22 protein-coding genes are annotated in these 21,981 nt (G+C 52.5%); 8 read left to right on the top strand and 14 right to left on the bottom strand.

Annotation, left to right across the window (positions count from 1 at the left end; translation table 11 throughout):
- Window positions 1-31: 31 nt before the first annotated feature.
- Window positions 32-247, bottom strand: coding sequence for a YdcH family protein (locus tag L1D43_RS18970; protein WP_011867187.1), 216 nt, complete (start codon window positions 245-247; stop codon window positions 32-34).
- A 443-nt stretch (window positions 248-690) separates the two neighbouring features.
- On the opposite strand from L1D43_RS18970, the gene udp reads away from it, so the two are divergent.
- Complete coding sequence (gene udp / locus L1D43_RS18975; RefSeq protein ID WP_239854028.1) at window positions 691-1,449, top strand: uridine phosphorylase; 759 nt, start codon at window positions 691-693, stop codon at window positions 1,447-1,449.
- A gap of 83 nt (window positions 1,450-1,532) precedes the next feature.
- Here the strand turns inward: udp and L1D43_RS18980 are convergent, their stop codons facing one another.
- Complete coding sequence (locus L1D43_RS18980) at window positions 1,533-2,285, bottom strand: ion channel protein Tsx (protein WP_041509893.1); 753 nt, start codon at window positions 2,283-2,285, stop codon at window positions 1,533-1,535.
- A gap of 300 nt (window positions 2,286-2,585) precedes the next feature.
- Between L1D43_RS18980 and L1D43_RS18985 the strand changes: the two genes are divergently transcribed.
- From L1D43_RS18985 to L1D43_RS19015, 7 genes are all read left to right on the top strand, one after another.
- The gene (locus L1D43_RS18985; protein WP_239854029.1) at window positions 2,586-3,047 is read left to right on the top strand and encodes an NfeD family protein; all 462 of its coding nucleotides are present in this window, start codon (window positions 2,586-2,588) and stop codon (window positions 3,045-3,047) included.
- A gap of 29 nt (window positions 3,048-3,076) precedes the next feature.
- Window positions 3,077-4,003 carry a stomatin-like protein gene (locus L1D43_RS18990; RefSeq protein WP_239854030.1) on the top strand — a complete coding sequence of 309 codons (927 nt, stop codon included), beginning with the start codon at window positions 3,077-3,079 and terminating at the stop codon, window positions 4,001-4,003.
- Entirely contained in the window at window positions 4,000-4,935 is a 936-nt protein-coding gene (locus L1D43_RS18995; RefSeq protein ID WP_239854032.1) for a stomatin-like protein, read from the top strand. The genes L1D43_RS18990 and L1D43_RS18995 overlap by 4 nt, the downstream gene beginning before the upstream one ends.
- Before the next feature lie 159 nt (window positions 4,936-5,094).
- Window positions 5,095-7,260 carry a DNA helicase II gene (gene uvrD, locus L1D43_RS19000; protein WP_239854034.1) on the top strand — a complete coding sequence of 722 codons (2,166 nt, stop codon included), beginning with the start codon at window positions 5,095-5,097 and terminating at the stop codon, window positions 7,258-7,260.
- Between the two features lie 360 nt (window positions 7,261-7,620).
- A complete protein-coding gene (gene ubiA, locus L1D43_RS19005; RefSeq protein WP_239854035.1) occupies window positions 7,621-8,481 on the top strand; it encodes a 4-hydroxybenzoate octaprenyltransferase in 861 nt (286 codons plus the stop codon).
- A 291-nt stretch (window positions 8,482-8,772) separates the two neighbouring features.
- A complete protein-coding gene (locus tag L1D43_RS19010; protein WP_239854037.1) occupies window positions 8,773-9,285 on the top strand; it encodes an SET domain-containing protein in 513 nt (170 codons plus the stop codon).
- 246 nt (window positions 9,286-9,531) lie between these two features.
- Window positions 9,532-10,641, top strand: coding sequence for a hypothetical protein (locus L1D43_RS19015; protein WP_239854038.1), 1,110 nt, complete (start codon window positions 9,532-9,534; stop codon window positions 10,639-10,641).
- 63 nt (window positions 10,642-10,704) lie between these two features.
- Here L1D43_RS19015 and hemB read toward each other — a convergent pair whose 3' ends face one another.
- From hemB to L1D43_RS19075, 12 genes are all read right to left on the bottom strand, one after another.
- The gene (gene hemB, locus L1D43_RS19020; protein ID WP_239854039.1) at window positions 10,705-11,721 is read right to left on the bottom strand and encodes a porphobilinogen synthase; all 1,017 of its coding nucleotides are present in this window, start codon (window positions 11,719-11,721) and stop codon (window positions 10,705-10,707) included.
- A 92-nt stretch (window positions 11,722-11,813) separates the two neighbouring features.
- Window positions 11,814-13,682 (bottom strand): diguanylate cyclase, encoded by a 1,869-nt coding sequence (locus L1D43_RS19025; RefSeq protein ID WP_239854040.1) that lies wholly within the window; start codon window positions 13,680-13,682, stop codon window positions 11,814-11,816.
- The gene (locus L1D43_RS19030; protein ID WP_239854041.1) at window positions 13,669-14,478 is read right to left on the bottom strand and encodes a TatD family hydrolase; all 810 of its coding nucleotides are present in this window, start codon (window positions 14,476-14,478) and stop codon (window positions 13,669-13,671) included. The genes L1D43_RS19025 and L1D43_RS19030 overlap by 14 nt, the downstream gene beginning before the upstream one ends.
- A complete protein-coding gene (locus L1D43_RS19035; protein ID WP_239854042.1) occupies window positions 14,478-15,017 on the bottom strand; it encodes a type VI secretion protein in 540 nt (179 codons plus the stop codon). The genes L1D43_RS19030 and L1D43_RS19035 overlap by 1 nt, the downstream gene beginning before the upstream one ends.
- Window positions 15,018-15,128: 111 nt before the next feature.
- A complete protein-coding gene (tatC, locus tag L1D43_RS19040) occupies window positions 15,129-15,884 on the bottom strand; it encodes a twin-arginine translocase subunit TatC (protein WP_239854043.1) in 756 nt (251 codons plus the stop codon).
- Between the two features lie 3 nt (window positions 15,885-15,887).
- Window positions 15,888-16,286 (bottom strand): Sec-independent protein translocase protein TatB, encoded by a 399-nt coding sequence (gene tatB, locus L1D43_RS19045; protein ID WP_239854044.1) that lies wholly within the window; start codon window positions 16,284-16,286, stop codon window positions 15,888-15,890.
- A gap of 6 nt (window positions 16,287-16,292) precedes the next feature.
- Window positions 16,293-16,523: a Sec-independent protein translocase subunit TatA gene (gene tatA, locus L1D43_RS19050; protein WP_041509871.1), complete on the bottom strand. Its 231-nt coding sequence runs from the start codon at window positions 16,521-16,523 to the stop codon at window positions 16,293-16,295.
- Window positions 16,524-16,583: 60 nt separating this feature from the next.
- Entirely contained in the window at window positions 16,584-18,233 is a 1,650-nt protein-coding gene (gene ubiB / locus L1D43_RS19055) for a ubiquinone biosynthesis regulatory protein kinase UbiB (RefSeq protein ID WP_239854045.1), read from the bottom strand.
- Window positions 18,230-18,853: an SCP2 sterol-binding domain-containing protein gene (locus tag L1D43_RS19060; RefSeq protein ID WP_160793826.1), complete on the bottom strand. Its 624-nt coding sequence runs from the start codon at window positions 18,851-18,853 to the stop codon at window positions 18,230-18,232. The genes ubiB and L1D43_RS19060 overlap by 4 nt, the downstream gene beginning before the upstream one ends.
- Before the next feature lie 223 nt (window positions 18,854-19,076).
- Window positions 19,077-19,832, bottom strand: coding sequence for a bifunctional demethylmenaquinone methyltransferase/2-methoxy-6-polyprenyl-1,4-benzoquinol methylase UbiE (ubiE, locus tag L1D43_RS19065; protein ID WP_160793825.1), 756 nt, complete (start codon window positions 19,830-19,832; stop codon window positions 19,077-19,079).
- Window positions 19,833-20,045: 213 nt separating this feature from the next.
- On the bottom strand, window positions 20,046-21,089 hold the full coding sequence (locus tag L1D43_RS19070; RefSeq protein ID WP_239854046.1) for a formimidoylglutamase: 1,044 nt from the start codon (window positions 21,087-21,089) through the stop codon (window positions 20,046-20,048).
- A gap of 577 nt (window positions 21,090-21,666) precedes the next feature.
- The coding region (locus tag L1D43_RS19075; RefSeq protein ID WP_239854047.1) for an integrase core domain-containing protein at window positions 21,667-21,981 on the bottom strand (315 nt) is incomplete at its 5' end.

The following is a 21,981-nucleotide window of genomic DNA, read 5'->3' on the forward strand; positions in this document are numbered from 1 at the left end:
TAGGCGCCCTTTTTAATGTCCGATGTCCGCACTATTTGTCGTGTGCCTTGAGTATCTGATGCAGCTCCTCTTTGATATGCAGTTTCTGCTGTTTGAGTACCTTGACCTCTGGGGTGAAATCGCTGGCCGCATGTTGCTCTAGCTCTTTAATCTCGTCGTCGAGTTCGTTGTGTTTGTTAAACATCTTGAGAAAATGCGCGTCTTTTGATTTTAGTTCGCTGATTAGGTCTCTGTATTCTGGAAACATATTGGCCGTCCTTCTTGGTCAAAATGGGTGAGAGGTCATAGCAAAAGTAGTTAATTTTCCTTTGCTATGGTTTCAGCCTAGCGCGATCTTGCTGTCTGTTTTGTGATCAAATTCACCGCCTGGGGTTTCGCTTCTGACACTTTGCAACAGCGATTTCAACCTGTTGTCGTGTAAGACTATTTTCTGCTTTTTATTTAGGACTAAGACCTGAATTTCGGCGAAGACTCAGGGGAAGCAATAAATTTTGTCGGCTGGCTGGCAGCCTAGGTGGGAGTTGCTATATTTTCAGTGCTGCTAGCGGAATTGCTTTGGTAAATTCATTACAACAAATTATCTAACTACTGGCGGGGAAAGTGTGATCAGGTTAACCTTAATGGCTTTCATACTAGGTTAAAGTCCATTTAATAAGAATTTTATAATCAAAATTGAAAGGGGTTTTCATAATGTCAGATGTATTTCATTTAGGCCTGACGAAAGATATGTTAGATGGTGCAACACTTGCGATCGTTCCGGGTGATCCAGAGCGCGTGAAGCGTATTGCCGAGTTGATGGACAATCCAACATTTTTGGCCAGTCACCGCGAATACACCAGCTACCTTGCCTATATCGACGGTAAGCCGCTGGTGGTCTGCTCTACCGGTATCGGTGGTCCATCGACCTCTATCGCCGTGGAAGAGCTGGCACAGCTGGGTATCGACACCTTCCTGCGTGTAGGTACTACTGGTGCTATTCAGCCACAGGTTAACGTGGGTGATGTGATCGTGACTCAGGCGTCAGTGCGTCTAGACGGTGCGAGTCTGCACTTTGCACCTATGGAGTTCCCAGCCGTGGCGAACTTCGAATGTACCACTGCCATGGTGGCGGCGAGCCGCGAAGCGGGTCTTGAGCCACATATCGGTATCACCGCTTCGTCAGATACCTTCTACCCAGGTCAGGAGCGCTACGACACGGTAACGGGTCGCGTGACTCGTCGTTTCGCTGGTTCGATGAAAGAGTGGCAGGATATGGGCGTACTCAACTATGAGATGGAGTCGTCTACCCTGTTCACCATGTGTGCGACGCAAGGCTGGCGCGCGGCTTGTGTGGCCGGTGTGATCGTTAACCGTACTCAGCAGGAGATCCCTGATGAGGTGACCATGAAGCAGACCGAGACCAGTGCCGTGTCTATCGTGGTTGCGGCGGCGAAGAAGCTGTTGGCTTAAGTCTCGCTAAACGATATTAAAAAAGGCGCCTGATGGCGCCTTTTTTGTTTGCTTGCATCTGAACAGGCTTTTGCACTGTCGGATTAGAAGTGATACTTGGCGATCACCGAGTAGGTGTTCTGATCTATCCCTTTCACGCCATATTTGTTCTTCCAGTAATCGTATTCGATACCCACAAACAGCTTATCTTTCTTGTGTGCGCCGAAGATGGCCGCACCCAGGTCGTACTTGACCTGAGGGTTGAAGTGGAAGTTTTCCTCATAGCCTGTGTTATCGGCCGAGAATACCCAGTCGATAAAGCCGTCGAGCACTATGTTTGAGTGGCCTACCGGGAAGTCCATACGGAAGACTGGGGTCAACTGCCAGCCGTCGCTCAGGTTGCCACTGCTGATGGCATCACGGCGATAGGTGTTGAGTTGGAAATAGCTGAAATAGGGGATCTTGAAGTCCAGACCCACACCATAGAGGAAGCTCTTCACCGGGCCTTCGCCCTCTTCGTAGGTGAGTGCCAGCGATACGTCTGTGATGGCACCTACGCCCACAGGCTTACCTAAGATCTTGCTGGCGCTGAAGCGCGGGGAGATCTCGCCATAGGTGGTGCTATCTTTGCCGCCGTTGTTGCCATTGAAGTAGATGAAGTCCTGGAAGGCGAACCAGTCGCCATACTTCCAGCCACCTGCGGTTTCTATGGTGACAGTGGTTTGTCGCTCAGAGGGAGCCAGATCATAGTTGTCGCCATAGAGGGCGGTGGCGCTGAGATCCCACCATTGAACCATGTCATCGGCCAGCGCGGGCTGGGCGGCGAGTAGCGCGAGGAGAAGCCATTTCCTGTTCATCATCTGTTTACCTTTATCGTCGTTTTTTGAGTTATTTTGCGGTGCGGCTATTTGTGGTTAATTTGAAAACAATCTTGGCACTCTTAGCTGCCTTTTCGGACTGTTTTCACGCCGTATGTTTTATGCGCCGCAAGTATACGGGATTTCGCCATTGTGCCCAATTCCAAAACAATGTCTTTTACCCTGGTAAATTAAATGTTTGTTGCCTGTGTCACATTTGTATCTTGACATAATATGTCGCATTGAGAGAAAAGAGCTGATATAGTCTTGGCAGGGATACTCTCATTTCAGGGGGGAAATATGGAGTTTTCTAATCCTATCTTTATCTGGATTGCTGTCGGTATAGTCTTGATGTTAGCCGAGATCATTCTGCCCGGCGGTATCGTTATTTTCCTGGGCGCCGCCTGTTTGGTGGTCGCGGGCGCATTGACCCTAGGCTGGGTCGAAGGCTTTGTGCAGGCCCTGACGCTCTGGTTCATCTCTGCCATCGTCTTGTTGCTGGCATTTCGCCAGGTAACACAGCGTCTGGTGGGTGGTGATTCCCATGTGGATAATACCGATGAGGAGTTTGACCTTTATAATCAAGTTGCCGTCGTCAAGACGGCGATCGGCCCGGCACAGCAGCAGGGACGCGTCGAGTTTCAGGGAAGCGAATGGCCAGCACTGGGTGATGGCAGCGAGATCCCGGTCGGCGCGCGCGTCAGAGTGATCTGCCGCGAAAATATTGCCCTGGTCGTTGAACCTTTGACAGAGCAGGCATAGCCTGGCTGCTTATTTACAGGATGGAATCTATGTTCGAATTTACCTTATTAATACTCTTCATTTTCTTTATTCTTTATAACTTATTGTTGATCGTGCCCATGCGCGAGGTACACGTTATCGAGCGCCTGGGCAAGTTCCGGGTGGTGTTACAGCCAGGTTTTCACTTTCTGATCCCCTTCTTCGACCGTGTCGCCTACCGACACGACACACGTGAGCAGGTGCTGGATGTGCCGCCACAGAGTTGTATCTCGAAAGACAACACTCAGCTGGAGGTCGACGGCCTGGTCTATCTCAAGGTGATGGACGGCAAGCTGGCCAGCTATGGTATCGAAGATTATCGCCGTGCGGCGGTGAACCTGGCGCAGACCACAATGCGCTCCGAGATAGGTAAGCTGAGCCTGAGTGAGACCTTCTCCGAGCGAGACAGCCTCAACGAATCTATCGTGCGTGAGATCGATAAGGCGTCCGATCCCTGGGGGATCAAGGTACTCAGGTATGAGATCAAAAACATTACGCCATCTTTCAAGGTGATCCACACCCTGGAAAAGCAGATGGAGGCCGAACGCAGCAAGCGCGCCGAGATCACCCTGGCCAATGCCGAGAAGGCGGCCATGATTAACCTCTCAGAAGGTGAGCGTCAGGAGGCGATCAACCTGTCGGAGGGTGAGAAGCAGAAGCGGATCAACGAGGCCAAGGGTACGGCCCAGGAGATTGCTATCGTTGCCCGCGCCAAGGCGGAAGCCATGACGCTGGTCTCCGAGGCATTGGCGCTCGAAGGCGGTAACGAGGCGATGAATATGCAGCTTAAGGAGCAGTTCATCAATCAGGTTGGCAAGATACTCAACGAAGCCGATATTTCCGTGGTGCCGGCCGAGATGGCCAAGCTGGAAGGTTTCTTTGAGGGCATGGAGCAGGTGACTCAGAGTGTGGGTCAGGTAAAAGGAGGTCGCGCATGATCGCTGGTATCAACACAGATTTAATCGTATTGGGGATCTGGGGACTGATCTTCGCCATCTTCATCATCAAGCTGTTCCAGTCGATTCGTCTGGTGCCCACCAAGTCGGCCTATATCGTCGAGCGTCTGGGTAAGTATCACACCACACTGGATGCCGGCTTCCACGCCCTGGTGCCTTTAATCGATAAGGTGGCATACATGCATGACCTTAAAGAGGAAACCATAGACGTGCCGCCTCAGGAGTGTTTCTCTAGCGACGAGGTTAATGTCGAGGTAGATGGGGTGATCTATATCTCCGTGGTGGATCCGGTAAAGGCCAGCTACGGCGTGACCGACTACCGTTTCGCCGCCATTCAGCTGGCGCAGACCACGACCCGATCTGTCATTGGCACCCTAGATCTCGATCGCACCTTCGAGGAGCGTGACGTGATCAGTGCCAAGGTGGTCGAGGTGCTGGATCAGGCCGGTGCTACCTGGGGGATCCGGGTACACAGATATGAGATCAAGAATATCGCCCCGCCTGAGACGGTGAAGAACGCCATGGAGATGCAGGTGAACGCCGAGCGTGAACGCCGCGCCTTGCTGGCCAAGAGCGAGGGTGACAAGCAGAGCAAGATCAATCGCTCCGAAGGGGTCAAGGCCGAGATGATCAACCGCTCAGAGGGTGAGATGCAAAAGCGGATCAACGAGGCCGAGGGTAAGGCGGAGGAGATCCTCACCATCGCCAAGGCGACGGCCGAGTCTATCGAGCGCATGGCCCAGGTGGTGTCGGCGCCCGGCGGTAAGAATGTGGTGCGTATGCAGCTCGGTGCCCAGTACCTCAAGCAGTTCGACGGCCTGACTAACAGCGCCAACAAGATTGTCCTGCCGGGCAACATGATGGACTTCGATCACTGGATGGACAGCATAGGGCTGGAGGAGAGCAAGGACTAAGCCTCGCCTAACCCCCGACCTATCCCTAAAAGCCCAAGCCTTAGCCTGGGCTTTTTTTTACTTGCAGTTTTAGTGTGACGACCGCTTAGGAATACGGGCGACGGTAGGATCGGGCTACGCCTCCTGTTATACTTGCCGCCTGATTTTTTGGAGGCAAGAATGGACGTATCTTCTTTACTCGACGGCTTAAACGATAAACAGCGCGAGGCCGTCGGCGCACCACAATCTAGCATGCTGGTGCTGGCGGGCGCGGGCAGCGGTAAGACCCGAGTACTGACCCATCGTATCGCCTGGCTGATGCAGGTAGAGCAGCAGAGTCCCTATTCTATTCTGGCGGTGACCTTTACCAACAAGGCCGCGGCCGAGATGCGCGAGCGTGTGGAGAAGGTTAGCGGCAGCAACATGGGCCGCATGTGGATCGGCACCTTCCATGGCCTGGCCCATCGCCTGCTGCGCACCCACTATCAAGACGCCAACTTGCCCCAGAGTTTCCAAATTCTCGACTCGGACGATCAGCTTAGGCTGATCAAGCGGATCCTTAAGAGCCTGAATCTGGATGAGAAACAGTATCCGCCACGCCAGGCCCAGGGCTATATTAACGGCAAGAAAGATCAGGGGCTAAGACCCAAGCATATCGACGCCGGCGGCTTCCCCATAGAGCAGAACCTGCTGAAGATTTATCAGGTGTATCAGGAGTCTTGCGATCGCGCAGGCCTGGTGGACTTTGCCGAGATCTTGCTAAGGGCCCATGAGCTCTGGCTCAACAAGCCCCATATTCTCGAGCACTATCAGGAGCGCTTCAAGAACATACTGGTGGACGAGTTTCAGGACACTAACGCCATCCAGTACGCCTGGATCCGTGTGCTCGCGGGCAGCACGGCCAACGTGATGATCGTCGGCGATGATGACCAGTCCATCTATGGCTGGCGCGGTGCCCAGGTGGAGAACCTGCATAAGTTTCTGCAGGACTTCCCGGCGGCCCAGACCATACGCCTGGAGCAGAATTACCGCTCCAGCGGCAACATTCTTAACGCCTCCAACGAGCTGATCGCTAACAACCCGGACCGACTGGGCAAGAAGCTGTGGACCGAAGACAAGGATGGCGAGAAGATCGGCCTGTACTGCGCCTTCAACGAGATGGATGAGGCCCGCTTCATCGTGGGTCGCATCACCGACTGGCAGGACATGGGCGGCAATCTTAGCGATTGCGCCATCCTCTATCGTTCCAACGCCCAGTCGCGGGTGTTGGAAGAGGCGCTGCTGCACAAGGGGATGGCCTATCGCATCTATGGCGGCCTGCGCTTCTTCGAGCGTCAGGAGATCAAGGACGCCATGGGGTATCTGCGCCTGATCAGCAATAAGAACGACGACGCTGCCTTCGAGCGTATCATCAACACGCCGACCCGTGGCATAGGCGACCGTACCCTGGAGATCCTGCGCAGCACGGCGCGTCAGCAGGAGCTGACCCTGTGGCAGACCTGTCTGCGCCTGCTCGATGAGAAGGTGCTCTCGGGCCGGGCCGCCAACGCGGTACGAGGCTTCATGGATCTTATCGTCACCCTGCAGCAAGAGACTGAGGAACAGTCGCTGCACCGCATGACAGATCATGTGATCCGAGCCTCTGGCCTCAAGGCCATGTACGAGGCGGAGAAGGGCGAGAAGGCCCGTGCCAGGGTAGAAAACTTAGAAGAGCTGGTCACCGCGGCGCGCACCTTCGTGATGCCGGAAGATCTCGAAGATATGGGCGAGCTGAACGCCTTCCTCTCCCATGCAGCCCTCGAGGCAGGCGAGGGGCAGGCCGATGCCTTCACCGACGCCGTGCAGCTGATGACACTGCACTCGGCCAAGGGCCTTGAGTTCCCCATGGTCTTCATGGCGGGGGTCGAAGAGGGGATATTCCCCAGCCAGATGGCGATGGATGAGGGCGACAGACTCGATGAGGAGCGCCGCCTCTGTTACGTGGGTATGACTCGTGCCATGAAGCAGCTCTATATCACCTACGCCGAGTCGCGCCGCATCTATGGCCGGGAAAACTATGCCCGCCCGTCGCGCTTCATCAAGGAGATCCCTGACGACTATGTGCAGGAGATCCGCATGAGGACCAGCGTTACCTCGCCTGCCAGCACTAATAGGTTTAGTCAGGCGCAGGCTTCCTTTAACGACTCCGGCTTCAATATCGGCCAGCGGGTGAACCACCCTAAGTTTGGTGAGGGGAAGGTGACAAATTTCGAGGGTAGCGGTGCCCAGGCCAGAGTCCAGGTCGATTTTCTCGACGTGGGCAGCAAGTGGCTGGTGGTGGCCTATGCGCGTTTGGAGACGCTGTAATCCTAGGGCCTGTTTATCTTTCGCGTTCATTTTTGCAGCATTCTGTATCGCTTTTATACAAGGCAGAGCGATTGTAATGTGGTGTGCTACATCAATGAGCGATAACGCAGTAGAAAAATGATACAGACGCTGCCCGTAGGGTTCGTCTTGAGCATGTTCAACTCTTCGTTACTCGGCTTTTATATAGAATAACTATACTTCAAGCCTCATGCCGCGATTTGAACGTGCTCAATTAGAACAAAAATTGTTCTCAAAAGGTCAACAGGCCCTAGGGTGATAAAGCGCTTGAAACTCGTAGGGCGTCAGTCATAATGCCAAGTAATGATAAAGGCCAAAGCAGTCGTTAGGAGAGCCTAGAAAATGAGCTTAAGGGATAAATTGGACGCCTATTTGCGTCTGGCACGGATGGACAGGCCCATAGGAACCTTTTTGTTGTTATGGCCATGCCTGATGGCGCTGGTGCTGGCCGCCGGTGGTATGCCGGATCTTAAGGTGTTGATCATCTTCGTTATCGGTGTGGTGGTGATGCGTGCCTGCGGCTGTATCATAAACGATTATGCTGACCGCAAGCTGGACTCCCATGTTGAGCGTACCAAGAGTCGTCCCCTGGCTAGTGGCGAGGTGACGGTCAAAGAGGCGCTTATTCTGTTTGTGGTGCTGGGCCTGTTAGCTTTTGGCCTGGTGTTGATGCTCAATCCTCTGGTGGTGCAGCTCTCCTTTGTCGGCATCCTATTGACCATCATCTATCCCTTTACCAAGCGCTTTACCAACATGCCGCAGATGTTCCTTGGCGTGGTGTGGAGCTGGTCGATTCCTATGGCCTATGCGGCGCAGCTTGGTGAGGTACCAGTAGAAGCCTGGTGGCTGTTTGCCGCCAATTGGTGCTGGACTGTGGCCTACGATACCATGTATGCCATGGTGGACAGAGACGATGACCTCAAGGTGGGTATCAAGTCGACGGCTATCCTCTTTGGCCGCTTCGACCGGCAGATCATCGGTCTGTTTCAACTGGCGGCCCTAGGTTGCTTTGTCATGGCCGGTCTCAGTGCCGATCGCGGCCTAGTGTTTGCCCTGGGCATCCTCACCTTTATCGGCTTCGGCCTCTATCAGCAGAAGTTGATCTTCGATCGCGAGCGCGCGCCCTGTCTGCAGGCCTTCTTAAACAACAACTGGGCCGGCATGACGCTGTTTGTGGCCCTGGGTATCGATTATTTGCTGTAGTGCCTATATCGCCAATTAAGCCACCAATGACGGTGGCTTTTTTGTTTTTACCACGCAGAAAATCGATCCCTTTCTTCTCCCTATTGGAGCATCTTTCTATTTTTATTTTGCTTCTTAAGGCTTACATCAATAGGTTTGAGGCTCTACTGGTTCAGGGCTGCAAGTGAAAGGTTACTCGAGCTCTATCCAATGAGTGTAATTTTGTTGACCTAAGATTGGGTTATTGCAGTGGAAATATGATTGAATAATAGATAAGTTATTGTATAAAAATCACTTTAAGACAGAGGCGGGATGATCAATTCATCTCATCAGGGCAGCGGTCAGTCGTTGTCAGAGGAACTGAATATGGATGTGACTCAAGATCTGCAGTTTGTTCGCAGTGTGGTTGTAGATAATATTGGCGACACCCAAATTGATGTTAGTGAATTACATGGGTTCGGACTATTCTGCCGAGAGTTTGGCTTTGAAGCTGGGCAGGAGCTATGTGTGCTCGATGGTCAGGTTCTCACCATTGAGCATTATGAGAAGATAGAGGCGTTGGTTGCGCCTAATATCCTGGCTTATAAAAATTATATCTTTATGGAATGTAATTATTTAGGGGCAGATAAGCTGTTGGTTAGGCCTTTTAGAACCAAGTATAGTTACATCAATCACAGTCGCACGCCTAATGTCGAGCTCAAGCGCGATCCCCTGCGTATAGTGACCTTGAGAAAGATTGTGGCGGGAGAGGAACTAACGATTGATTATCGCAACGAGCCGCTACCAGAAGCCTATGTAAATAACCCAGTAAAGGATTTTTTGTAAATGGTTAAAACTTCGGTGATGTGTGTTCAGCCGCTAGAACTCGGTGTTGACACCTTTGATGCGGCACTGACGAATAATCGTAATATCAAGAAATTCTTCAGCGCAAATATGGATGTTAAGCCAAGCATCGATTGGATTAACTCCTTCTTAAAAATCCATACCAGAAGCAAAAATTTTAAGTCGATTCTCTCTTCTACTAGGACGCCGGTATCGGGACAGTTACTGAAGGCTGATCTCGCACAGTCAATGTTCTGTGTTAACGATGAATTTGATATTTCTGACAACTTGCTTCCCAAGGAGTGTAAGTTCGATCTGATTTTCGATTATCGTCTCTACAGCTTTATTCTGGTTTACGAGCTGGTATTCGAGTTTGAAGAAGCTCGATTGATGCAATTATTAGGCACGGATTATAAGGATCAAGATAAGAATAATCTCTATAACACTGTGCGTAACCTATTGGTTAAAGAGCATAATGACAGTCAGATCAGCGTTTGGGCATCTCAGGTAATTGAACTAGCGAAGATGAAGACAATTGAATGTCTTAAGCTGATTGATAATAAGCGTAATCATGAGGTGAAGCTGCTCAATAATACGGGGAATATCACCTTCTTCTATCAAGCCGACGCGGCTAATCAAGGGCTGAAAGAAGCCATATTTAACTGTAATACCCAGGCCGAACGTGTTTCCTATAATCAGACCATCATTCTAGATAACGACAAGGTCAGTTACCGTTTTTACAGTCGCTTTCATTCGATTATTTCTAATGATAGAAGTTACTACCATAGGTTCTTCCCGATTCAATACCACATTCAATATATGTGGTTCTCCACGGCTTACTTCATCAATCTCATGGATGAGCTCAATCGTCGCATCCTAATCGATGATCGTAACAAGAGTATTGAAAAGAATCGTGTGGTGATCGACGAATATATCAATAAGTTCGAACTGCTTAGGATCCAGAATCAGGACATGAAGTCTCTGTTTGAGTCTGATAATAACAAGATATATGTACCGATGGAGAGTAAATGGAATATATGTAACGCGCTCGATAATGCGCAATCTTATGTGGCGTCATTTAAAGATTACCTTGAGCGTTCCTATCAGCGTCGTATGGAAAGCACCAACACCAAGCAGAGTAAGATTTTGTTTGTGATCTCCTGTATTCAACTGATGGGACTGGTGAGTATCTGGAACGACTATCTATCTCTCTCAAAAGTAAGGCAGTTTATGTATACCACTGGGATACATAAAGATTCCCAAGTGGAGTTTGTGCTCAGTATTAATACCTGGTTCCCCATTGTGCTCTTCGTAGGGCTGTTGGGCTTTATGCTTTATAGCCATTATAATAGCCGCTAGAATAGCATCATAAAAAAAGCCAGTTGTTTGCAACTGGCTTTCTATTATCAAGGGCGATTGAGCTTATTTATTTTCAGCTTCTTTCAGCCACTGGGCCGCACGCTTGGCGAAGTAGGTCAGGATACCGTCGGCACCTGCGCGCTTGAAGCACAGGAGTGACTCCATCACGATCGCCTTCTCGGCCAGCCAACCATTCTCGATGGCCGCCATGTGCATGGCGTACTCACCGCTCACCTGATAGGCAAAAGTTGGTACCGCCAGCTCTGTCTTCACGCGATTAACGATATCCAGGTATGGCATGCCTGGCTTCACCATCACCATGTCGGCACCTTCCTGGATATCCAGGGCGACTTCATGCAGTGCCTCGTCACTGTTGGCCGGATCCATCTGGTAGCTGTGCTTGTTGCCGCCCTTGAGGTTGCCGGCAGAGCCAACCGCATCACGGAAGGGACCATAGTAGTTTGAGGAGTACTTGGCCGAATACGCCATGATCTGGGTGTTCACATGGCCAGCTTCTTCCAGCGCCTGACGAATGGCGCCGATGCGGCCATCCATCATGTCAGATGGCGCCACGATATCGGCACCGGCCTCGGCATGAGACAGCGCCTGCTTCACCAGGATCTCTGTGGTGATGTCATTCAGGATATAGCCATCTTCATCGATAATGCCGTCCTGACCATGGGTGGTGAAGGGATCCAGCGCCACGTCAGTCATGACCCCAAGCTCGGGGAAGGCTTCTTTCAGGGCGCGCACCGCGCGCTGCGCTAGGGCATCGGCATTGTAGGCCTCTTCGGCCATCAGGGTCTTCTTCTCGGCTGGGGTCACAGGGAACAGCGCCACTAATGGGATCCCCAGCTTGACTAATTCTTCCGCTTCCTTGAGCAATAGATCGATTGAGTAGCGCTCGATGCCAGGCATTGAAGCGACCTGCTCAGTACGGTTATTACCTTCGAGCACGAACATTGGGTAGATCAAGTCGTTGACCGATAGCTGGTTTTCGGCCATCAGACGGCGACTAAAATCGTGTTTACGCATGCGGCGCATTCTGCGCTGAGGGAAAGCACTGGTAATGATGTTCACATTCGACTCCTAATTTAGGGTTGCTTGCTTTATTGGGCTACACGCTTCACTGCACATGGCTAGATGGCGCATAGCCGCTAAGTCGGTTAACTTTATTCTTCGAGTTCGGGCGAATAGACGCAAACGCGATTTCGGCCCTCATGCTTGGCACGATAGAGTGCCTTGTCTGCCTGGTCGACCAGCAGCTGAGTGTGCTGATCATCGACGATCACTTCGGCACAGATCCCGATACTGATGGTGAGCGGAATAGCCTGCTCTCCCCATGCCAGGGGTAACTGACTGACAGTGCTGCGCATCAGCTCTGCCACCTGCTGAGCCCCGTCTGAGGAGGTGTTGGGCAGTATCATAGCAAACTCTTCGCCACCGAAACGTGACACCAGATCACTTGGGCGCCTTAATTTTGCCTTTAACGCCTGGGCGATGCTCTTGAGTGTCTGATCCCCTGCCAGGTGGCCATAGGTATCGTTGATCGCCTTGAAGTGGTCGATATCTATCATCAGGATCGCCAGCGGTGTCTGCTGGCGGCGACTCAGGCGGCCCTCGGCCTGCAGGCGTTTCTCGAAGGCGGCGCGATTTTTCACGCCTGTGAGACTATCGACCGTGTTTTGCTCGGTAAGTTTCTGGTTGGCCTCATTTAATTCTCGAAGTGCGATCTCGAGCTCTAAGGTGCGCTCCTGCACCATCTGTTCCAGGCGTTCGTTGGTGTCGGCCTCGGCCTTGAGGGCCTCTTCGCGGGCCTGGCGTATTCGCTGGGCCTGTAGCAGGGCCTCCTGCTGGATCTTGAGCTTGGCCTTGCGCTCATCGTTATAGCGGATCGCCAGCACGGCCGCCATAAAGACGATTTCGAAACTCAGGCCAACCATGATAGGCGTCTGGTGCATGATGGGCAGGTAGATAACCCCCAGGTACATCATGGCGGTGACGAAGGAGCCTATCAGCATCCCAGACCAGGCCAGGGTGTAGAGTCTGGCCAACTTATGGCCTCGCAGGCTCAGCAGCAGGGCGATGAGCATCAGTATGCTGGTGGTGATCAATACGGCGATGATATTGACCTTGAGCGCCACCGAGTAACTTAAAAAGGGCGTGATTAGCGTGAGCAACAAGCCGGTGGCGGCGCCGTAGCGACACACTCTCAGCATCTTGAGGTTATGGTACTTGAGCTGCAACACCTTCTCGGAAAACATCAGCACGAAGGTGAGGGCGATAGGGATCAGGATAGGCACCATGATCGCCTGTAAGACAGGCCAGTTGGGCCAGAGATACCTGAAGGAGAGGCCATGCAGGCTGGCGACCAACAGGGTCGCTGACAGCACATAGCCGGAATAGTAGCTGTAACTGTAGGAGCGCGAGGTGAGTGCGATAAACAGGCTAAACAGGCCAATCGCCATCAGGGCGCCCAGCTGGAATCCCTGGTAGAGGGACTGCGTCTCGGTGGCCTTGACGATATGGTCAGGCGACAGCAGCGAGATAGGCAGGTTGGCACTGCCCTTACTCTCTATCCGTATGTAGAAGGTGTGCACCCGCTCCGGCGTCAGCTCGAAACGGTAGAGAAAGTCATTGTTGATGATGGGGCGTTGACGGAAAGGCAGGCTGTCGCCCATCTCAAGATGCACCGTGGGTTGACCCGTCTGTAGGTGATACAGGTCTATCTTATCCAGGTGCGGGTTACCCAGCTTTAGATAGCGCCGTATATGACTCTGGGTCGCGTTATAGAGGCTGAACTTGACCCAGAAAGGTTTGACCCCAAGGTGCTGATTAAACTCAGGAGTCAGCCGCTGCCAGCGATGACTGCTCTGCTTGCTGACCTGCTCCAGCGTCGTAAGGCTGTCATCCTGAATATAATAGAGCCAGGAGGTGAGCTGAATCGATTGGTCTCTGTTGACCGCCAGCAGCGACTCGCCCTGGCTAAAGCCGGGGAAACTCAGGGTGATCAGCAGGAGCAATAGCTTAAATGGGCTCATAGTCCTCTTCTATGCCGAAGAAGGCGCAGCTGTTGTGATAGGCCTGACGGGCAAAGGCCTGTTCAGACTCGCCCCTGAGATCGGCGATGACCCTGGCGATGTAAGGCAGGTACTGAGGTTTGTTCTTGCTCGATTTTGGCTTGGGACGCATGCTGCGGGGCAGCAGATAGGGACTGTCGGTCTCTATCATGATGCGATGACTTGGAATATCGGCCACTAGTTTGGCAAGTTCCTGGCCACGGCGCTCATCACACACCCAGCCGGTGATCCCCAGGTGCAGATCCAGCTCGATATAGCGTTCCAGGCTGGCACGATTGCCGGTGAAGCAGTGCAGCAGGGCGCCCTTTAGCCGTGGGCGATAGGCCTGCAAGATGGCGGCAAAGTCCTCGTGGGCATCGCGCTCATGCATCAGTACGGGCATATCGAGTTCCACTGCTAGGGCTAGCTGTGCCTCGAAGGCCTCACGCTGTTTCGGCCTGGGTGAGAAGTCGCGGTTATAGTCTAGGCCACACTCGCCGACGGCCACGACGCCGGCCTGCTTCGCTAGCTGGGTGAGCCGAGCGCTGCTGCTGGCATCCCACTCGCTAGCGTGGTGCGGATGCACTCCCGCCGTTGTGTAGAGGGCGTTTGGATAACGGGCGGCGCAGTCGATCGCCTGCTGACTCTCATCTAGGCTGGAGCCAATAACAATGAGCGGCGATACCCCTTGGGCCGCCGCATCACTGATTAGCGTGTCACACTCTTGTTCTAACGGGCTGCCAACCAGGTTGACAGCTATGTCTATGTAGCTGGGCATTAGTCGATGCGCTTAACCCTGATAGTGGCGTTAGTGTCTTCTTTGCCCAAGAGGAAAGAACCTAGGGCGCCCTTCTCGATATATACGCTCTCACCCGCCTTAACCTTGAAGCGATTGGTGTCATTCTGTTTCCAGACCTGGCCATTGTCGAAGCTGATGGTCAGGATGCCACGGGGATTCTTCTTCACCGACTCGACCGTCATGACAATCTTTTCGACTTCGGTGACTTCTTCCTTATACACCTTACCGAAACTGGCTTCTGCCGAAGCGGGTGTGCTGGCTACGACGGTGGCCGCCTGTGGTGCAGGCTTAGGTTGTGGCGTTGGTGCGGGCTTAGAGACGGGGGCGACATGTTTGCTGCTTTGCGCCTTGTTGCCAACCTTGGCCGCCAGCTTGTCGTAGCAGATCAGCCTGTCTAGCTTGTCCTGTTTGGCCGCACATTGGCTGAGTTGCTGCTCGATACCGGCAGAGGCATTGAGAGAGAAGAGTAGAGTGGAGAGTGCTATCCAGCTGGTTGGTGCCGCAAAACTTAAGCGCATAGAGAGTTCCTTTTTATTATGGAGGGCTCGCGGCGAGACAGGCAGGTGACGGGGTAAAAAATAACAACAAGCTATCCGTTACCGGATAGCTTGAAGCAAGATTCTGCGTTATTACTCTGGGCTGTCTTGCTCGGAGAGCTCGTCTTCGTCAGAGTCCTTTTTACTGTAGAAACGCGCGGCAATCAATCCCCCCTCAAACAATATCAGCATAGGGACGGCCAACATGGTTTGCGAGATGATATCCGGTGGCGTTAACAGCATGCCGACGACGAAGGCGCCGACAACAATATAGGGACGTTTCGCCCTGAGATCCTCAACCGTGGTGACTCCCGCCCAACAGAGAAGGATAACGGCGATCGGGATTTCGAATGCCAGACCGAAGGCGAAGAACAGCTTGAGCACGAAGCTCAGGTAGCTACTGATATCGGTCGCCACCTGTACCCCTTCGGGCGCCACGCTGGTAAAGAAGCCGAACACCACGGGAAACACTATGTAGTAGGTGAAGGCGATACCCAGATAGAAGAGTAAGGTACTGCTCGCCAGTAGCGGCACCATCAAACGCTTCTCATGCTTATAGAGGCCTGGCGCGATAAACGACCAGATCTGGTACAAGACATAGGGAATGGCGATAAAAAACGCCAGGATCAGCGTGAGCTTAAAGGGGGCGAAGAAGGGCGCGGCCACATCCGTCGCAATCATACTACTGGACTCGGGTAGCGCCTGCATAAGCGGCGTGGCCATGTAGTGATAGATATCGTTTGCCCAGTAGACCAGGCAGATAAAGACCAGAAGGACACTGCCAATGGCCTTGAGCAACTTGTTGCGTAACTCAAGCAAGTGGCTGATTAACGGCTGCTGTTGCGACATGAACTACCCGTCAGATTTTTCGGTTGAATTGCTGGCCTTGGCTGTCGTGGTCGCTGCAGGTTTCGCCTCGCTGCTGGCATTGTCGCTGCCAGTGGCAATATCTTCTACCTTATAGGGACGATTAACAGATTGGGCTGCTTCTTTTAATTGATCGATTGAATCCTGTAACTCGGGGGAGAGGTTTTTCAGGCCCTGGTTTTCTGCCTTCTTGAGATCGGCATGTAGCTGCTCAATCTTAAGCTCTTGCTCCAACTCATCTTTTACCGAGTTAGCCATGCGTTTCATGGCACGAATCCAGCCTGTAATTGAGCGCACTGCGACCGGTAGTCTTTCGGGGCCGAGTACAACCAGCCCCAAAATACCAATCAACAGCAGCTCCATAAAGCCGATACCGTCGAACATAAGGAATTACGCCTGTTCTTTATCCTTGGACTCAGTCTTTTTTTCTTCAGTCTGAGCAGTTTTTTCTGCGCTAGTGTCTTCGATTGCCTTCTTCTCTTCTTCAGAAGACATGGCATTCTTGAAGCCCTTAACAGCACCGCCGAGGTCACCACCTAAAGAGCGCAATTTCTTAGTTCCGAAAAGCAAAACAACAATTAAAGCAATGATAAGAAGTTGCCAAATACTGATGCCACCCATGTAACTTTCCTCTTGATGTAATACTGGTTCTATTATGAACCTTTGGTTATTTAGTGCTAGCTAAAATTTGCGATTCTTTGGTCTAGATCGCCATCCGAGTAACCAGAAGGTTGCACCGATGCCGATACAAGCATAAGAGGCCCATAGTGTAGCGTCTTGAGAAAACAAAATACTGCCACAGATCACTAAAACTGCTGATGTGATCAAAAGGTAGTTGCTTTTATGGGCTTTTTGTTGCTGCTTTAGGTAGCGATCAAGCAGTTGATTCTGGCTATTGACGAAATTTTTGCCCATTTTCAGGTTGTCATACACCAGTTCAGGCAGCTCTGGCAGCTTATCTGTCCAGTAGGGGAACTGCTTCTTGATCTTCTTCGCCATGCCAACAGGGCCCATCTGCTCGGCCATCCAGCCTTCGAGGAAAGGCTTGGCGGTCTTCCAGAGATCCAGCTGAGGGTAGAGCTGACGTCCCAGGCCCTCGATATAGAGCAGGGTCTTCTCCAGCAGCACTAGCTGAGGCTGTACCACCATGTCGAAACGGCGGGCGGTGCGAAACAGCTCCAGCAGCACATGGCCGAAGGAGATCTCATCCAGCGGCTTGTTAAACATGGGCTCGCACACCACCTTGATCGCCTGTTCGAAGGCCACCAAGTCGGTGTCGGCCGCTACCCAGCCCGACTCGATATAGAGCTGGGCGATGCGGGTATAGTCGCGGTTGAAGAAGGCCAGGAAGTTCTCCGCCAGGTAGCGCTTATCCTGCTCTGTGAGGGTGCCCATGATGCCGCAGTCTAGCCCTATGTAGAAGGGATCTTCCGGATGCTCTGTGCTGACAAAGATGTTGCCGGGATGCATGTCGGCATGGAAGAAATTGTCGCGAAACACCTGGGTAAAGAAGAGCTCGACGCCACGCTCGGCCAGCAGCTTAAGGTTGGTGCCCTGGGCTTCCAACGCGGCCCTGTCCGACACCGGCACGCCATAGATGCGTTCCATGACAATCAGGCGGGTAAAGCAAAATTCTTCATACATCTTAGGAATATAGAGGGCGCCCGAATCGATGAAGTTGTTTCTGAGCTTGATGGCGTTGAGCGCCTCGAGCTTGAGGTTGAGCTCGCCTTCTATGGTGGTGCGGTAGTCTTCCACCACCTCGGCGGGACGCAGGCGGTTGCCGTGCCCCAGTAGGGTCTCCAGCACCTGGGCACTCTGGGTCATCAATTGCAGATCCGCGTGGACCTTCTCTTCCACATTGGGTCTGAGCACCTTGAGCACCACCTCTTCGCCGTTAGACTTGAGGGTGGCGGTATGCACCTGAGAGATAGAAGCAGAGGCCAGCGGCGTGTCGTCGAAGTTGTCGAAATAGGTTTCTATGGGGGCGCCGAGCTCTGTCTCTATCTGGGTGCGGGCGATGGCGCTGTCGAAGGGGGGCACCCTGTCTTGCAGCATGGCCAGCTCTTCGGCCCACTCGTCGCTGAGAAGGTCCCGGCGGGTCGACAGCATCTGACCAAACTTGATGTAGACGGGGCCCAGCTCCTGCATCGCCAGCTTGAGACGCTCGCCGCCTACCTTGTCTTTATGTTGGTTGGTTAACCAGAATAAGCTCCAGCGCAGCAGCCTGAAATACCAGGGTTTGAGCTTAGCGGGGATAAGATCATCCAGACCATATTGAAGCACCGTCTTTACGACTTGGTATGCGCGCCGCATGCTTTTGATTGTCATCTGTTGCTGTTTGCCTTGTTTATGAGTCGCTCAATCCGTTGGCTTAAGGCGTCGGTATCGGCCTTAAGTTGTTCGATTCTATCACTAAAATGAACAAGTTCTATCTTATGTGGGCTCAGGCGATACTCTTCTGTGGTCAGCTGGCCCATATGATCCCAGCTCTTGTTCAGCACCTGAGTCAGCTGTTGTTTCAGCTGCTTGGCGCCCTCGGTGAGCAGATGGGTTGGCGCATCGCCTATGTAGCGCGACAGGGGCTCGGCAAAGTCGAACTCCACCTGCTGCAAGAAGTGGCTAAAGCTCTGTAGCAGGTTGAGATCCCCTTCCAGGGTGAGCTTGTCTTGCTTGATCAGCTCGGTAAGGTTGGCGCCCTCGGTCAGCTTATAGAGGGTGGTCATATCGGCATAAACCTTGGTCGTCACCTCGCCGTCATATTGGCTAAAGACTTGAATCTCTTTGGCAAACAGCAGGTAGATGGGCCAGCCCAGTTGACTGAGTTCGAGACAGAGTACTCGCCCCTGCAGGTTGTGGAGTTTGGCGTAGGCGCCGGGAGACTGCTGAGTTACTTTTTTGAGTGCGGTTTCGAGGGCCGCACAGATCAGCAATGCAATTTCACGTTTCATGCGTTACCTAAGACCTGTGAATCGTTGGCTGCTGGGCTCGTCATTAAATGATGACGGCGCAAAGGTGACGCTATTCTACACTAAACTGGCGGTAAAAGGGCTAAGGATAAAGCTAATTTATTCAGTAGGATTTGGGGTGTGTGGACAAGGAAGAGCTAGTAAATAAAAAGGCCCCGACTGTGCGGGGCCTCTTTCGAAATAAGAATTGATATTCGAACCAATATTAGAACTTGTAACCCTTGTGCAGGGCGACGATACCGTCTGTCATATTGGTGTATTCCACTTGCTCGAATCCGGCATCCACCATCATTCCTTTCAGGGTTTCCTGATCCGGATGCATACGGATAGATTCGGCCAGATACTCATAGCTGCCGGCATCCTGGGTGATGATATCGCCCATCTTAGGCAGTATCTTGAAGCTGTAAAGATCGTAGACCTTACGCATCAGGTCGTGCTGTGGCTTAGAGAATTCGAGGATCAGCAGCTTGCCGCCTGGCTTAAGCACGCGCAGCATAGAGCGGATCGCGGCATCCTTGTCTGTTACGTTACGCAGGCCGAAGGCGATGGTGATGATATCGAAGTGGTTGTCAGGGAATGGCAGTGCCTCGGCGTTCGCCTGCACATAGTTGACGTTACCCACTACGCCACGGTTACGCAGCTTCTCGCGGCCCACCTTCAGCATGGAATCGTTGATGTCGGCCAGGGTCACCTGACCTGTGTTGCCCACGATATGGGAAAACTTGGCGGTAAGGTCGCCTGTGCCGCCGGCGAGATCCAGTACCTTCATGCCCGGACGCGCACCCGCACTCTCTATGGTAAAACGTTTCCACAGACGGTGAATACCAAAGGACATGACATCGTTCATGATGTCGTATTTGGCGGCGACCGAGTGAAATACGTCGGCCACTAGGTCTGCCTTCTTCTCAGCTTCGACCGTTTTATATCCAAAATGGGTACTGTTTGAGCTGCCCTCTGACATTACTGGCTTCCTGTTTATTGCTGCTGTTAACCGCGAGTGTAAGTGATTGACTCGGTTTGCTGAATCATTGGTCTATCACTCTGTGATCGATGTAAATAATCCGCGCACAATTAATTGAAAAATGCGTGATAGCGCAGAGTTTAAACTAGAGTTTCAAAAACGAGGAGCGCATTACAGCATAATATTAGCAATATGCCAAATGCGCCGATTGGCTTATCCCAGGGGATGCTGTGCCTGTCGCCCCTGGATATAGGCGTAGATCAGCTCGGCTATGCTCTGACCCGTCTCCCGGCGGCCGGCCTCGACACCCGCCACGTGACAGCTTGGCGCCGCCTCGGCCAGATGCAGGTAGGCGGCAGGGGTCTTGCTGGCGACTTGATTCACATAATAGAGGGCGTCGAGCAGGGGAATACCCGCCGCCGTCGAGGCGCTGCTGGGCATGTTAGTGATGGCATCGAGATCCAGCTCCAGTGCTACCGGCAGATCGCTGGCGTTGAGATCCTCGACTATCGTCTTCAGCGCCAGCTCCAGGCTGATCTCGCGTCTCACCCAGATGGCCTGCAGCGTGTGCCACTTGCCGCCGAAGGCACTCAGCTGCTCCAGGGTCTGCTGACTGTTTTTCAGCTCGTGCAGTCCCAGCACATGGTAGTGACCCAGGGCGCCGCTGGCCGCGGCGTAGCTAAAGCCATTGCCGCTGTGGCGGCCCTCGCGCGGGCGAAAGTCAGAGTGGGGATCTAGGTTGACCGCGGCTACGGGGCGGCCAGTTACCTTCTTGGTGGCCATCAGCAGGCCATAGGCGTTGTTATGCCCGCCGCCAATCACAATCGGCTCCAGGCCGGCCGCCATGATCTCGCCGACTATCTCGATCACTCTGCCATCGAGTCGTTCGACCTTGTCTCTTAGCGCCTCTGGGCTGGCATCGGCTGATAGTTGCAGATCTTGGGTGGCTATCTGCCCCAGCACCATGCAGTGGCTGCCGTCGAGAAACTGGTTCGACTGGAAGTTGCAAAACTGCGCCATGGCGGCCTCGAATCCGTCGACGGCGCCGCCGCGCCCCAGGTTGGCCCTGGGGCCGATATCTTCGCCTATCCCAAGGATGACGAAGCGCACGCCGCCGGCCTTAGCCTTTACCAGCTGATCGCCGAGTGGCGCCTTGCCCTCATAACAGTGCAGTGTTTGGCCTATCTTGGTTTCGCCCTCGCGCTTGGCGACAAAGCCCTGGCAGCGCTCGGCGGTAAATGGAATTAGGTTTTGCATGCTTGTGTTTTTAGTTGTTAATGCAGAGGTGGGGGTAATTTTAATGGATAAAATTTAGAAAAGTTTGATTTTTTTGTGGGCTGCACAAATTTCAGTTTTTTGGATTAGATTTTGGGGGATTCGGCTTGAGCAACTGGTGATGGTATTCGAATGTTAGCCCGTGGCGGCATAGGTGTTGGATGGATGTTTGAAGGTCGTACCTTCATGGCAATCTATCACCTGCGGTGGGTGCAGTATAAGGATATACCAATGTCGTGATCACATGGATGTGAAAGAACGACCTTATTGTGCAAACACTATTTTGGCACGGTGAGTGAAGCGAAGCTTCAAGCTAACGAACGAGAGGCATGGATGCAGAACTGGCCTTTAAACAGGGAGGTTGTTCGTGAACATCCATGTGGGCTCTGCGAAATCATCCCTGATTTCGAAGGCCAAAATCGTGTTTACACCGGGTATCTAACGTCTCTTCGATTTGGCTTTATTGGACGCGAGAGGAATCTCGGTTTGTTTTTCATTGCAGCGTTTAGCTGAATGCTTGTTGGGAAGTGTTTGAAGGCCGCACCTTCATTTGTAGTGGTCAACTAAAATTGGCCACGGTTTTATAAGTTTTCCAGTAAAGCCTTTCCGACTCATTCGGAGTGAAGCCGCCATTGTACTGATGCGGCCTGATTTGACTGTAGTATCTAATTATATAGCCAACCATGCTGTGCCAAGCTTCAGTTAAACTACGATAACCACAGCTCGGCACCCATTCTGTTTTCAAGCTTCTAAAGAAGCGCTCCATCGGACTATTATCCCAGCAATTACCTTTTCGAGATAAGCTTTGTTTAATTCGGTATCGCCACAGGGTTTGACGATATTTTCGACTCGTATAATGCGTGCCTTGATCGCT

Origin of the sequence: Shewanella sp. Isolate8 (genome assembly GCF_022398495.1) — a bacterium.
Taxonomy (GTDB): Bacteria; Pseudomonadota; Gammaproteobacteria; order Enterobacterales; family Shewanellaceae; genus Shewanella; species Shewanella aquimarina.